Below are 12,746 nucleotides of genomic sequence, written 5' to 3' on the forward strand. Positions count from 1 at the left end.
ATTCCATAATGTCCAAGAAAATTCACGTAACCGACACGATCCTGCGCGACGCCCACCAGTCCCTGCTGGCTACCCGCATGCGCACCGAAGACATGCTGCCGATCTGCGACAAGCTCGACAAAGTCGGCTACTGGTCGCTGGAAGTCTGGGGCGGTGCCACCTTCGATGCCTGCGTGCGCTTCCTCAAGGAAGACCCGTGGGAACGCCTGCGCAAGCTGCGCGCTGCGCTGCCCAACACCCGCCTGCAAATGCTGCTGCGCGGCCAGAACCTACTGGGCTATCGTCACTACAGCGATGATGTGGTCAAGGCTTTCGTGGCCAAGGCTGCTGTCAACGGCATCGACGTGTTCCGTATCTTCGACGCCATGAACGACGTGCGTAACCTGCGTGTGGCCATCGAGGCGGTCAAGGCTGCGGGCAAGCATGCCCAGGGCACCATTGCCTACACCACCAGCCCGGTACACACCATCGATGCGTTCGTCGCCCAGGCCAAGCAGATGGAAGCCATGGGTTGCGACTCGGTGGCGATCAAGGACATGGCCGGCCTGCTGACTCCCTACGCCACCGGCGAACTGGTCAAGGCGCTGAAAGCTGAGCAGTCGCTGCCGGTGTTCATCCACTCCCATGACACTGCCGGCCTGGCAGCCATGTGCCAGCTCAAGGCGGTGGAAAACGGTGCCGACCACATCGACACCGCCATCTCCAGCTTCGCCTGGGGCACCAGCCACCCGGGTACCGAGTCGATGGTCGCCGCGCTCAAGGGCAGCGAGTTCGACACCGGCCTGGACCTGGAACTGCTGCAGGAAATCGGCCTGTACTTCTATGCCGTGCGCAAGAAGTACCATCAGTTCGAAAGTGAATTCACCGCCGTGGACACCCGCGTGCAGGTGAACCAGGTACCCGGTGGCATGATTTCCAACCTGGCCAACCAGCTCAAGGAGCAGGGCGCTCTGAACCGCATGAACGAGGTGCTGGCCGAGATCCCGCGTGTTCGCGAAGACCTTGGCTTCCCGCCGCTGGTCACCCCGACTTCGCAGATCGTCGGCACCCAGGCGTTCTTCAACGTGCTGGCTGGCGAGCGCTACAAGACCATCACCAACGAAGTGAAGCTGTACCTGCAAGGCGGTTACGGCAAAGCGCCAGGCGTGGTGAACGAGCAACTGCGTCGCCAGGCCATCGGTAGCGAAGAAGTGATCGACGTGCGTCCGGCCGACCTGCTGAAGCCGGAAATGGCCAAGCTGCGCGCCGATATCGGCGCCCTGGCGCGCTGCGAGGAAGACGTGCTGACCTACGCCATGTTCCCGGACATCGGCCGCAAGTTCCTCGAAGAGCGTGAAGCCGGCACCTTGGTCCCCGAAGCCCTGCTGCCGATTCCGGAAGCCGGCGCAGCGGCGGCGCCAGGCGGAGAAGGCGTGCCGACCGAGTTCGTCATCGACGTGCATGGCGAAACCTACCGCGTCGACATCACCGGTGTGGGGGTCAAGGCCGAAGGCAAGCGTCACTTCTACCTGTCGATCGACGGCATGCCGGAGGAAGTGGTGTTCGAGCCGCTCAACGAGTTCGTCAGCGGTGGCGGCAGCAAGCGCAAGCAGGCCAGCGCGCCGGGCCACATCAGCACGACCATGCCAGGCAACATCGTCGATGTACTGGTCACGGAAGGCGTTGTGGTCAAGGCCGGCCAAGCGGTGCTGATCACCGAGGCCATGAAGATGGAGACCGAAGTGCAGGCGGCGATCGCCGGCAAGGTCGTGGCTATCCATGTGGCCAAGGGCGACCGTGTGACGCCGGGTGAGATCCTGATCGAGATCGAGGGCTGAGATACGCCCTCATCTACAAGCGGTTAACCTCTGGGGAGCGGGTGCTCCCCTTTTTTTGCCTGGACGCCGGCAAGTCGGTCCAGTACCACCATCAGCCGTTGCGGCACGCCTCGAGTGTCTTGATCTGGCCCTCGGGACGCTGGTTGTCAGCACTCAACCACTGCTCGAACCCCGCGGCCACTCGCGGCCACTCATCATCGGTAATCGAATACCAGGCCGTGTCGCGGTTACGATCCTTGACCACCAGGTGCTTGCGGAACACGCCCTCGAACTGGAAGCCGAATCGCTCTGCAGCCCGCTTGGAGCGAGCGTTGGCGTTATTGCACTTCCATTCCAGGCGGCGGTTGCCCAGCTCGAAGCTCAGCTTGCCTAGCAGGTACACCGCCTCGGTGCTCTTTGGCGTGCGCTGCATGGCGGCGCCGAAGGCGATATGACCGATCTCGATGCGGCCATGATCGGGCACGATCGACATCAGGCTCAGGATGCCCTGCGCCTGTCCGCTGCGGCGGTCGATGACGGCATAGTAGAGCGGGTCACGCCCCGCAGCGTTGCTGTCTAGCCAGCGGTCGAAGGTGGCGCGCTCGGTGAAGGGTCCGTAAGGCAGGTAGTCCCATAGCCGCGGGTCCGAGGCTGGGCCTTGCAGCACCTCCCAGAGGTCGTCGCCATGGCGCGCTGGGTCGAGCTTTTCCAGGCGGATGAAACGGCCTTCGATGGGTTCTGCCGTAGGCGTAGATGCAGGTTTCCAGTTCAATGCGTCAGTCATGCTCAGCCTACAGCCCTTTGCGGAATTGGATGAAGCCAGGGCGCTCGGCAACCTGCTCGTACAGGCTGATGGCGGTGGCGTTGGTCTCGTGAGTCAGCCAGTGCACCTTGATGCAGCCAGCGGCCTTGGCCGTGGCATAAACGTGTTCGATCAGCTGGCGGCCGATGCCCAGGCCCCGTTGCTTGCTGTCCACGTACAAGTCCTGCAGGTAGCAGGAATTCTCGATGCTCCAGTTGGAACGATGATAGATCCAGTTGACCATCCCGACCGCCTCGCCATCGACCCAGGCCAGCGCCGAATGGGTAGGCTCGTTCGGGTCGAGCAGGCGCTGCCAGGTGCTGACGCTGACCTCCTCTGCCAGTTCGGTTTCATAAAAGCGCAGGTAGGCTTGCCACAGGGCGAGCCAGGCGGCGTGGTCTTCGGCGCGGACGGGGCGCAGGGTGACGCAGGTCATGGGGCTTTTCCTTCAGAGTTGGCGCATGTGCGCCGCGAGTTGATTGTCCAGGTGGTCGGCGCTGGCGCTGAGGCCTTCGCGCACGCCAGCGATGTCCTGCTCCGAGCGGTTCTGGCTGAGCTTGCGTGCTCCCTGCAGGCGGGCAATGGGCATGCGGATGCCGACAATGGCGCGGAGCATGCCGTCCACGTAGTCGGTGGGAGCGTCCGTCACGCTCCATGGCAGGTTACGGCCTTGCTCGTGGCGGTCGGTCAGGCGGCTGACGATGTCCAGCAAAGGGGTGGCATCGTGGATGACGTCGACCGAGCCATAGGCATGAACCGCCAGGTAGTTCCACGTTGGCACGACCTTGGGGTTGTCGGCTTTGCTGGGGTAGTAGCTGGGGCTGACATAAGCGTCCGCTCCTGGGAATACCAGCATTGCCTCGCTGCCGTGCTGCAGGTCCTGCCATTGGCGATTGGCTCGGGCAAGGTGAGCATAGACGGTGCCGAACTCGCCTTCGCTTGGCTCGACAAGCACGGGTAGGTGGCTGGCCAGCAGGCCGTGCTCGCCATGGCTGACCAGCACGGCAAGGCGTGTATCGAGCATGTGCTGGTGCAGGCGCTGGAGATCATGTTCCTGATGAGGCTTGCTGTTGTACATGGCGAGGTTCCTTGTCGAATCACTCCATCCTAGGCAGGCTATTGGCACCGAGTAAGAGCCATTAACGGCTGATTTCATAGGTCCAATTCCATGAGCGAGCGTCCTCTCGTATTGCCATTCGACCCTGCCGGCATCGTCCTCGACCGCCGCCGAGGCCTCAGTCAACAGCTGTATCAGGCACTGCGGGCACGGGTGCTCGATGGCCGGCTCAGCAGTGGTACACGTTTGCCAGCAACCCGCGACCTGGCCGCCATACTGGCGTTGTCCCGCAACAGCGTGATCCGCGCGTATGACCAGTTGTATGCCGAGGGCTACATCGAAAGCCGGGTTGGCGATGGCACCTATGTCAGTCGGCTGCCAAAACTATCCACACAACTATCCACAGGGTTATCCCGGGGTTTATCAACAGAGTTATCCACATTTTCATCGAAAAACACTGAGGATATATCCAGCCGAGAGCGTTCCAGCGAGCCGCTTGAGCGTCTGAAAAATAACCATTTACCACCACCAAAAAGTGGCGCGCCACGGGCATTTCGGGTGGGCATTCCCGCGTTCGACCTTTTCCCGTTCGAGGTCTGGGCCAAGCTGCAAGCGGGTTTCTGGAGAAATCCGGATCCCGCGCGACTCGGCTATGGGGACCCCGCAGGCGAGCGAGCTTTGCGAGAGCTGGTAGCGGCCTATATGCGTCGTTCCCGAGGACTTTCGTGCACGGCTGAGCAAATTGTGATCACCCATGGCGCGCAGCAGGCCATCAGCCTTTGTGCACAGTTGCTGCTGCAGCCCGGCGACAAGGTGGCTGTGGAAAACCCAGGCTACCGGGCAGCAGGTCACGCCTTCGCCATTGCAGGGGCCAGGGTGATTGGGGTAGCGGTGGACGAGCAGGGCATGGACTGCCAACGACTGGCGCAGGTGACGGACTGCCGGTTGGCCTATGTGACGCCCGCTCATCAGTACCCCACGGGGGTAACCATGAGCCTGGCGAGACGCCTGGCGTTGCTGGACTGGGCCGAACGCAACGAGGGCTGGATCGTCGAAGACGACTATGACGGCGAGTATCGCTACAGCGGCGCGCCATTGGCACCCTTGGCCGCCCTCGATCAGCAGGGGCGCGTGTTGTACGTGGGTACCTTCGGCAAGATTGCCTTCCCGGCCTTGCGCCTGGGGTATCTGGTATTGCCTGCGCGCCTGGCGGAGGCCTTCAGCCAGGGCCGCGCGCTGGCGGTGCGGCATTCGGAAGTGGGCTCGCAGTGCGTAATGGCCGAGTTCATGGCCCAGGGGCACTTTCAGCGGCATATCCGGCGCATGCGCCGGGCAGCGTTGAGCCGCCGCAACGTGCTCAAGGCGGGATGGCCGGTGGATGTTCCCGGGCTAGGCGAAATGCCGGAAGTCGAGGCTGGGCTTCATGTGAAGGTAGATGTGGATAACCATGCCCGGGAGCAGGAACTGGTAGCCAAGGCTGAGGCGGTGGGGGTCGAGGTCAATCCGCTGAGCAGTTATTGGCTTGAGGACAGCGAGGTGCCTGTGGATAAACGCGCTGGGTTGGTTCTTGGGTTTGCGGCGGTGCCAGAAGGGGAGATCGCCGAGGCGTTGATGCGCTTGCGCAAGGCATGGAAGCAACGGTGACGCTGATGGCCACTTCGCGGGCGTATCCGCTCCCACAGGCACGGGTGTTCAAGGATATCGCCCCCGAGGGTTGGATTTGGGTCCACTTCCTTGGGGGCATACCCTTACGGGGAGCGGCTTTGCCCGCGAAGTGAGCGACTCAGGTGCCTGACTTGATCCGTGTCCAAGCCCGCGTGCGTGCCCGCTCCGCATCCCGTGGCAACGGCTTGAGGGTATACAGCTTGGTCATCGCCTCCGCTGTCGGGTACAGGTTGGGGTTGTTGCGAATAGCCGGGCTCACTTTTTCGGTGGCATCCTTGTTCGGGTTTGGATACCCGACGAAGTCGCTAATCGGCGCAATCACCTCTGGGCGCAGCAGGTAATTGATGAACGTGTGGGCATCTTCCGGGTTAGCCGCATTCTTCGGAATCGCCAGCATGTCGAACCAGATCGGCGCGCCTTCCTTGGGCAGGCGCATATCGACCACCACACCATTCTTGGCATCGCGGGCGCGGTTGGCGGCCTGGGAGAAGCTGCCCGAATAGCCCACTGCGACGCAGATATCGCCGTTGGCGATGTCCGCCATGTACTTCGAGGAATGGAAGTAGGTGATGTGCGGGCGGATCTTGAGCAGCAAGGCTTCGGCTTTCTTGTAGTCGTCAGGTTTGCCGCTGTTGGGGTCCAGGCCGAGGTACTGCAGAGCCAGCGGTAGAATCTCTGATGGCGAGTCGAGCAGTGCGACACCGCACTGCTTGAGCTTGGCGATGTTCTCTTCCTTGAAGATCAGGTCCCAGCTGTCCACAGGTGCTTTGTCGCCCAGCGCCGCCTTGACCTTGTCCGGGTTGAAACCGATGAGCACGGTGCCGTACATGTAGGGCACGGCGAACTTGTTGCCAGGGTCGTTGGCTTCGATCAGCTTCATCAGCGCAGGGTCCAAGTGTTGCCAATTCGGCAGCTTGGCGCGATCCAGCGGCTGGAACACGCCCGCTTCGATCTGCTTGGCCAGGAACACGTTGGACGGTACTACGACGTCATAACCGGAGTTACCGGTAAGCAACTTGGCCTCGAGCGCTTCGTTGGTGTCGAAGATGTCGTAGATCAGTTTGACGCCACTGTCCTTCTGGAAGTCGGTCAAGGTCTGTGGCGTGATGTAGTCGAACCAGTTGTATACGCGCAGGGTACGCTGTTCGGCCTGGGCATTGAGGGCGCCGGTGAACAGCGTGGCGGCGATGAGCGGGGCGAGCAGACGCTTGAGTCGGACCATTACCGGGCTCCTGGTTGTGCTTGCTGGAAGCCTTCCAGCACATTCACTGCGTTGATACCGATTTCTTCCACAGCGTAGCCACCTTCCATCACGAACAAGGTCGGCTTGCCCAGGGCGGCGATGCGCTTGCCCATTTCCAGGTAGTCCGGGCTGTCCAGTTTGAACTGGGAGATTGGATCGTCCTTGAAAGTGTCCACGCCAAGGGAGATCACCAGCACGTCCGCGTCATAGCTGGCGATGCGTAGGCAGGCGTCTTCCAATGCGGCGCTCCAGGCTGCCCAGTCGCTGCCAGCCGGCAGTGGATAGTTGATGTTGCACCCTTCACCCGCACCCTCGCCGGTTTCGTCGGCGTAGCCGAGGAAGAACGGGAATTCCGCTTGTGGGTCGCCGTGGATCGAGGCGAAGAACACATCGTTGCGGCTGTAGAAGATGTCCTGGGTGCCGTTGCCGTGGTGGTAGTCGACATCCAGGATCGCCACCTTCCCATAGCCTTGATCGAGGAAGGCCTGGGCGGCGATGGCGGCATTGTTCAGGTAGCAATATCCGCCCATGACTTCGGCGGCAGCGTGGTGCCCCGGTGGACGGCACAGGGCGAAGGCGGAATGTGCGCCTTCGACGATGGCGGCCTGGGCGGTCAGGGCTACCTGGGCGGCGCTGTAGGCCGCCTGCCAGGTCCCGGCTGTGATCGGGGCGCCAGCGTCGAAGCTGTAGTAGCCCAGTTCGCCATGCAGGCCAGTGGGCTTGACCTGGCGCAATGTGCGGGCGGGCCAGGTGAAGGGCAGCAAGTCGCCCTCGTGACCCAATGCGGCCCAACGTGCCCACGCACCTTCGAAGAAGTTCAGGTACTCGGCGCTGTGGATGCGCTGCAATGGCGCACGACCAAAGTCGCTCGGCCCTTTTACCTCGCCGAGGTTGCGCTTTTTCACGCGTTCGAGCACATGATCGGCGCGCGATGGCATTTCGAAGCAAGGCATCAGCTTGCCGTCGATCAGCTCGCAGCGGCCGTGGTGCAGGCGATGATCATCGGAATAGATCGTCAGCATTGTTGTTCTCCGGTTTTACTGGCGTAGGCCCATTGTCATGGGCAGGCCTGGGGTGGAGAACGACGCAAACGGCCAAAAGGGGATAGATGTGGCCAAGCTCGTTGGCCGTTCAACGACCCATGGGCCGACTTGCCGGCGATAAGACCCGTCAGCCTCGATAATGACTTGGCGCCACACCACTCCAGCGCTGGAACGCATGGCGAAAGCTCGCTGTTTCGCTAAATCCCAGGGTTTCGGCGATCCGGTAGATCGGCATCTGCGCATCGGCCAGCAGCTGCTTGGCCCGCTCGAAGCGCAGCTCATCCAGCAGTTGTTGATAACTGCAGCCCAGCGCTTGCAGGTGCCGGCGCAGGGTGCGCGATGAACAGTTCATCTGCCGCGCCAGGCCGTCCAACCCAGGTGCGGCATCCAGCTGTTGCAGCAGTAATTGGCGAATGCGCCCGAGCCAGGCCTGGCGACCGGTGAACTCCAGGTTCAGGCGCCGGCAACGCTCGCTCATGGCTTTGTGCGTGATGGGGTCGGCCAGTGGCAGTGGCGTGTCTAGCCAGCGGCGCTCGAAGGCGAAGGCATTGTCCTCGGCATCGAAACCCAGCGGACACTGGAATGCACCGGTATAGAGCGCATGGTAGACGGGCCGACGGTGTTCGAAGCGGGCACCAAGCAGCGGCAGTGTGCGTCCCAGCAGGTCATCGCAGATGACTTTCAGCGACACCAGGCAGAACTCGGCATTGAAGGCCGCCAGCGCTGGGCTGTCGCGGTAGTCGCTGGCACTGAACCAGACGCGCTGGCCATCATCCACCAGGCGCAGCTGGAAGACTGTTCCCAGCAGTGCCGGGTAGCGCAACGCCAGGCGCAGGGCGTCACCCAAAGTGGCACTGGAGAGCAAGGCGTAACCGAGCATGCCATAGCACGACACATGCATCCGCCGGCCCAATTCCAGGCCGATATCCTCGCGCCGAGCCACAGCATTGGCGCAGACCTGCAGCTCCTGCTGGGTGGTGATGCGCGCATCGGGATGCCCCAGGTCTGCCGGGCCTATGCCACTGCCGGCCAGCAGCGACGCAGCCTCGCAACCTTCTTCCTGGAAGAGGTTGAGAATCAGCGAAACCGCGTTGAGGGTGGTGAGGTGGCTGTGCAGCATGCTCGGAATCCCGTTGGGCTGGGCAGATTCTGGAGCAATTAGCGTGCCTTTTCACTTTAACAACGGCGATAGAAGTGAATTAGACGGGTACGACGCCAAATACGGCCTCGATGTGTGGCCGTGGATGGCCCCGCAGCGTGCCCAGGGGCGTGAAGTCATTGTGCTGCTGGATGGCGAAGCATTCACTCGCCGCGAGTTGATGGCCGCCCTGGGCAGCGACCGATGGTGCGCGCTTCATAGCCAGACGCCGGCCGCCTAATCGTCTAATGCTGGCCCAGTGGCATTCCGGGTGATGCCTGGCGAGCCAAGTTTGGCCGAGCCTGACCGTTCGACGCCGCAGCAGAATTGGGGTTGGTTGGCCAGCTTGGCCCCGGCTGAGCTGCCCGCTTACCACCGTGGCCGGAGGAAACACCCGAGACGCATTTTCAGCGGATGCGACGGTTTGCGCCGTTCGGCGCTAGGGGGTGTGAAATGAAATATTGTTTGAAACGAGTCGTTGTGGTGACCGCAGCATGGTTACAGACCAATTGTTTTGAAGAGCAATCGAATACGTTCACGTAGGTAAGTGAGCTACCGCCAAACTTTTCTTATTGGCTGGTGTGATTTACAAGCCCGAGCCAGGCACTCACAGCACAGTGACATCCTCGCCATGCTCGACGCTGAGGACGACCCGTCCGACCCGTTGAATTTGATATAAAAAAAGGGCCCTAAGCGTGCGCTAGGGCCCTTGAAAGGTTGAGAGGTGTCTAGTCCCTCGACCTGGTGAGACGTTTCAAGCGGTCGGTTACGCCTTCAGCGGAACCAGACGTGGAGCGATCATGTTTTCCGGACGCAGGATGTCGTTGAGCATCTCTTCGTCCAGCAGCTGTTCTTCGCGCACCAGTTCCAGTACGCCGCGGCCGGTTTCCAGGGCAACGCGGGCGATACGGGTGGCGTTTTCGTAGCCGATGTAAGGGTTCAGGGCGGTGACCAGGCCGATCGAGTGCTCGACCAGTTCACGGCAACGCTGTTCGTTGGCGGTAATGCCGACGATGCAGTGCTCGCGCAGCATGTCCATGGCGCGTTGCAGCAGGCGGATCGAGTCGAAGATCTTGTAGGCGATCAGCGGCTCCATCACGTTCAACTGCAGCTGGCCACCTTCGGCGGCGACGGTCAGCGCCAGGTCGTTGCCCATGATGGCGAAGGCGACTTGGTTCACCGCTTCCGGGATAACCGGGTTGACCTTGCCTGGCATGATCGAGCTGCCTGGCTGGCGTGCCGGCAGGTTGATCTCGTTGATGCCGGTGCGTGGGCCGCTGGACAGCAGGCGCAGGTCGTTGCAGATCTTCGACAGCTTGACCGCGGTACGCTTGAGCATGCCGGAGAACAGCACGAAGGCGCCCATGTCGGAGGTGGCTTCGATCAGGTCGGCAGCCGGTACCAGCGGCTGGCCGCTGATGGTCGCCAGGCGCTGCACGGCCAGGGCCTGATAGCCAGGGTCGGCGTTGATGCCGGTACCGATGGCGGTGCCGCCCAGGTTGATTTCGGTCAGCAGCTCCGGAGCCAGCGAGCGCAGGCGCTGCAGGTCTTCGGTCATGGTGGTGGCGAAGGCGCGGAATTCCTGGCCCAGGGTCATCGGCACGGCGTCCTGCAGCTGGGTACGACCCATCTTCAGTACGTGGTCGAATTCCTTGCCTTTGGCGGCGAAGGCCTGGATCAGGCTGTCGAGGCTGGCCAGCAGGGCGTCGTGACCCAGCAGCAGACCCAGGCGGATCGCGGTCGGGTAGGCATCGTTGGTCGATTGAGCCATGTTCACGTCGTTGTTCGGGTGCAGGTACTGGTACTCACCCTTCTGGTGGCCCATGGCCTCCAGTGCGACGTTGGCGATGACTTCGTTGGCGTTCATGTTGGTGGAAGTACCAGCACCACCCTGGATCATGTCCACCACGAACTGGTCGTGGAAGTCGCCTTTGATCAGGCGGGCGCAGGCTGCGGTAATGGCAGCATGCTTGGCATCGCTCAGGTGACCCAGCTCACGGTTGGCGTCGGCAGCGGCCTGCTTGACCATGGCCAGGGCCACGACCAGCTTCGGGTAGTGCGACAGCGGAACACCGGAGAGGTGGAAGTTGTTGGCAGCGCGCAGGGTCTGGATGCCGTAGTAGGCATCGGCAGGGACTTCAAGGGTACCAAGCAGATCTTTTTCGACGCGGAACGATGCAGCGGAGGACATGATGGATATCATCTCGATTTTGACCCGGCACATGCCGGAATGGCGCCAATCCTAGGGCTGCCGCGATTTTGCGGCCAATGCTGTTGCACGCTAACCTATGCATAAACGGCATACGGTTTGATGTGACGCCGATTGACAATCGAGCGTGTTCCATTTTGGTGCACGCCTTGCGGAGTAGTCGATGAACCTCGAAAGCAAGTGGCTGGAAGACTTCAGTGCCCTGGCCGCCACACGTAGTTTTTCTCAGGCGGCAGAGCGCCGCTTCGTCACCCAGCCAGCCTTCAGCCGTCGTATCCGCAGCCTCGAAGCTGCCCTGGGCTTGACCTTGGTGAATCGTTCCCGCACGCCCATCGAGCTGACTGAGGCAGGACAGCTTTTTCTGGTCACGGCGCGCACGGTTGTCGACCAGTTGAGCGAAGTTCTCCGCCATTTACATCATCTTGAAGGTGGGCAGGGTGAGGTGATCCAGGTGGCTGCGGCGCACTCCTTGGCATCGGGCTTTTTCCCCCGTTGGGTGGCACAGTTACGCAACGATGGGTTGAACATCGCCACGCGCCTGGTCGCCACCAACGTGGGGGATGCCGTGCATGCCTTGCGTGAGGGTGGCTGCGACCTGATGCTGGCTTTCTATGACCCGGATGCCGCCCTGCAGATGGATGCCGAGATCTTCCCGTCGCTGCACATGGGCACCACGGAAATGCTGCCGGTGTGCGCGGTGGGCGCAGATCGCAAGCCTTTGTTCGACCTCGATGGTGACAGCAGCGTGCCGCTGCTTGCCTACAGTGCCGGCGCCTTCCTGGGGCGGTCGGTGAGCCTGCTGCTACGTCAACGCAACCTGCGCTACACCACGGTCTACGAAACGGCCATGGCCGACAGTCTCAAGAGCATGGCTCTGGAAGGAATGGGCGTGGCCTGGGTGCCGCGGCTTTCCATGCGGGGTGAACTGGAGCGGGGCGAACTGGTGGTCTGTGGTGGTAGCCAGTGGCATGTTCCGCTGGAAATACGCTTGTACCGCTGCGCCCTGGTGCGCAAGGCCAACGTGCGTTTGTTGTGGCGCAAACTGGAGTCGGCCGGTAACCAGGCGGACCCTGCACTCTGAATCATTAGGGGGTAAAAAGTTGTCCCGCGAGACAGCTTGCCCTTTGATCCGACATGTGCTTGTGGGGGTGGGCGGGCTGCTTCGCTATACGCTATAATCCCGCGCCTTCGGCCGGCTAGGTCGATTCAGAATCCGTATGACAAGCCACGCCGGTCGACCTGCGTGGCTTGTTGCTTTTAGCGCGCCTGAAGGCGCTTGCAGGAGAGGCTCGACGATGAGTGCACTGGTTGGCGTGATCATGGGCTCCAAGTCCGATTGGTCCACCCTTAGCCACACCGCCGATATGCTGGAAAAACTCGGCATTCCCTATGAAGTGAAGGTGGTTTCCGCCCACCGCACCCCGGACTTGCTGTTCCAGTACGCTGAAGAAGCCGAAGGGCGTGGTATCGAGGTGATCATCGCCGGTGCTGGTGGTGCAGCCCACCTGCCAGGCATGTGCGCGGCCAAGACCCACCTGCCGGTGCTGGGCGTACCGGTGCAGTCGTCGATGCTGTCGGGCGTGGACTCGCTGCTGTCGATCGTGCAGATGCCTGCCGGCGTACCGGTTGCTACCTTGGCTATCGGTCGCGCCGGAGCTGTTAACGCCGCTTTGCTGTCGGCGAGCATCCTGGGCGCCAAGTACCCTCAGTACCATGCAGTGCTCAAGCAGTTCCGCACAGAGCAGACCGAGACCGTCCTGGACAATCCAGATCCACGTCAGGCTTGAGGCTGA

Annotated in this window: 12 protein-coding genes; 5 read left to right on the forward strand and 7 right to left on the reverse strand. The window is 61.9% G+C overall.

Going from position 1 to position 12,746, the window contains the following annotated elements:
• Positions 1 to 8 precede the first annotated feature (8 nt).
• Positions 9 to 1,817 (forward strand): sodium-extruding oxaloacetate decarboxylase subunit alpha, encoded by a 1,809-nt coding sequence (gene oadA / locus H620_RS0102370; RefSeq protein WP_023383078.1) that lies wholly within the window; start codon positions 9 to 11, stop codon positions 1,815 to 1,817.
• A gap of 91 nt (positions 1,818 to 1,908) precedes the next feature.
• Here oadA and H620_RS0102375 read toward each other — a convergent pair whose 3' ends face one another.
• Genes H620_RS0102375 through H620_RS0102385 form a run of 3 tightly spaced genes read right to left on the reverse strand, consistent with a single transcriptional unit; the run spans position 1,909 to position 3,676 of the window.
• Entirely contained in the window at positions 1,909 to 2,580 is a 672-nt protein-coding gene (locus H620_RS0102375; RefSeq protein ID WP_023383077.1) for a GNAT family N-acetyltransferase, read from the reverse strand.
• A 7-nt stretch (positions 2,581 to 2,587) separates the two neighbouring features.
• Positions 2,588 to 3,034, reverse strand: a complete 447-nt coding sequence (locus H620_RS0102380) for a GNAT family N-acetyltransferase (protein WP_023383076.1) — start codon at positions 3,032 to 3,034, stop codon at positions 2,588 to 2,590.
• Positions 3,035 to 3,046: 12 nt separating this feature from the next.
• On the reverse strand, positions 3,047 to 3,676 hold the full coding sequence (locus H620_RS0102385) for an FMN-binding negative transcriptional regulator (protein ID WP_023383075.1): 630 nt from the start codon (positions 3,674 to 3,676) through the stop codon (positions 3,047 to 3,049).
• Between the two features lie 90 nt (positions 3,677 to 3,766).
• On the opposite strand from H620_RS0102385, the gene pdxR reads away from it, so the two are divergent.
• Complete coding sequence (gene pdxR, locus H620_RS0102390) at positions 3,767 to 5,299, forward strand: MocR-like pyridoxine biosynthesis transcription factor PdxR (protein WP_027906657.1); 1,533 nt, start codon at positions 3,767 to 3,769, stop codon at positions 5,297 to 5,299.
• A gap of 139 nt (positions 5,300 to 5,438) precedes the next feature.
• On the opposite strand, the gene H620_RS0102400 is transcribed toward pdxR, so the two are convergent.
• The 3 genes from H620_RS0102400 to H620_RS0102410 form a co-directional block, all read right to left on the reverse strand.
• Complete coding sequence (locus tag H620_RS0102400) at positions 5,439 to 6,542, reverse strand: polyamine ABC transporter substrate-binding protein (RefSeq protein WP_023383073.1); 1,104 nt, start codon at positions 6,540 to 6,542, stop codon at positions 5,439 to 5,441.
• The gene (locus H620_RS0102405; protein ID WP_023383072.1) at positions 6,542 to 7,585 is read right to left on the reverse strand and encodes a histone deacetylase family protein; all 1,044 of its coding nucleotides are present in this window, start codon (positions 7,583 to 7,585) and stop codon (positions 6,542 to 6,544) included. The genes H620_RS0102400 and H620_RS0102405 overlap by 1 nt, the downstream gene beginning before the upstream one ends.
• 148 nt (positions 7,586 to 7,733) lie before the next feature.
• On the reverse strand, positions 7,734 to 8,726 hold the full coding sequence (locus H620_RS0102410) for an AraC family transcriptional regulator (RefSeq protein ID WP_023383071.1): 993 nt from the start codon (positions 8,724 to 8,726) through the stop codon (positions 7,734 to 7,736).
• Between the two features lie 43 nt (positions 8,727 to 8,769).
• On the opposite strand from H620_RS0102410, the gene H620_RS26830 reads away from it, so the two are divergent.
• On the forward strand, positions 8,770 to 8,985 hold the full coding sequence (locus H620_RS26830; protein WP_148299942.1) for a hypothetical protein: 216 nt from the start codon (positions 8,770 to 8,772) through the stop codon (positions 8,983 to 8,985).
• 525 nt (positions 8,986 to 9,510) lie between these two features.
• Here the strand turns inward: H620_RS26830 and aspA are convergent.
• Entirely contained in the window at positions 9,511 to 10,935 is a 1,425-nt protein-coding gene (gene aspA / locus H620_RS0102420) for an aspartate ammonia-lyase (RefSeq protein ID WP_023383069.1), read from the reverse strand.
• Positions 10,936 to 11,116: 181 nt separating this feature from the next.
• On the opposite strand from aspA, the gene H620_RS0102425 reads away from it, so the two are divergent.
• Together H620_RS0102425 and purE are read left to right on the forward strand one after the other, a co-directional pair.
• Positions 11,117 to 12,034 carry a LysR substrate-binding domain-containing protein gene (locus H620_RS0102425; protein ID WP_023383068.1) on the forward strand — a complete coding sequence of 306 codons (918 nt, stop codon included), beginning with the start codon at positions 11,117 to 11,119 and terminating at the stop codon, positions 12,032 to 12,034.
• 214 nt (positions 12,035 to 12,248) lie between these two features.
• Positions 12,249 to 12,740 (forward strand): 5-(carboxyamino)imidazole ribonucleotide mutase, encoded by a 492-nt coding sequence (gene purE / locus H620_RS0102430; protein WP_027906658.1) that lies wholly within the window; start codon positions 12,249 to 12,251, stop codon positions 12,738 to 12,740.
• Positions 12,741 to 12,746: the final 6 nt, after the last annotated feature.

Origin of the sequence: Pseudomonas taiwanensis DSM 21245 (genome assembly GCF_000425785.1) — a bacterium.
Lineage (GTDB): Bacteria > Pseudomonadota > Gammaproteobacteria > Pseudomonadales > Pseudomonadaceae > Aquipseudomonas > Aquipseudomonas taiwanensis.

What these genes read in the sequence shown, in the direction of transcription:
- H620_RS0102375 (WP_023383077.1), bottom strand. Translation starts at nt 2,580, where the DNA reads ATGACTGACGCATTGAACTGGAAACCTGCATCTACGCCTACGGCAGAA.
- pdxR (WP_027906657.1), top strand. Translation starts at nt 3,767, where the DNA reads ATGAGCGAGCGTCCTCTCGTATTGCCATTCGACCCTGCCGGCATCGTC.
- H620_RS0102380 (WP_023383076.1), bottom strand. Translation starts at nt 3,034, where the DNA reads ATGACCTGCGTCACCCTGCGCCCCGTCCGCGCCGAAGACCACGCCGCC.
- oadA (WP_023383078.1), top strand. Translation starts at nt 9, where the DNA reads ATGTCCAAGAAAATTCACGTAACCGACACGATCCTGCGCGACGCCCAC.
- H620_RS0102400 (WP_023383073.1), bottom strand. Translation starts at nt 6,542, where the DNA reads ATGGTCCGACTCAAGCGTCTGCTCGCCCCGCTCATCGCCGCCACGCTG.
- H620_RS0102425 (WP_023383068.1), top strand. Translation starts at nt 11,117, where the DNA reads ATGAACCTCGAAAGCAAGTGGCTGGAAGACTTCAGTGCCCTGGCCGCC.
- H620_RS0102410 (WP_023383071.1), bottom strand. Translation starts at nt 8,726, where the DNA reads ATGCTGCACAGCCACCTCACCACCCTCAACGCGGTTTCGCTGATTCTC.
- aspA (WP_023383069.1), bottom strand. Translation starts at nt 10,935, where the DNA reads ATGTCCTCCGCTGCATCGTTCCGCGTCGAAAAAGATCTGCTTGGTACC.
- H620_RS0102405 (WP_023383072.1), bottom strand. Translation starts at nt 7,585, where the DNA reads ATGCTGACGATCTATTCCGATGATCATCGCCTGCACCACGGCCGCTGC.
- purE (WP_027906658.1), top strand. Translation starts at nt 12,249, where the DNA reads ATGAGTGCACTGGTTGGCGTGATCATGGGCTCCAAGTCCGATTGGTCC.
- H620_RS0102385 (WP_023383075.1), bottom strand. Translation starts at nt 3,676, where the DNA reads ATGTACAACAGCAAGCCTCATCAGGAACATGATCTCCAGCGCCTGCAC.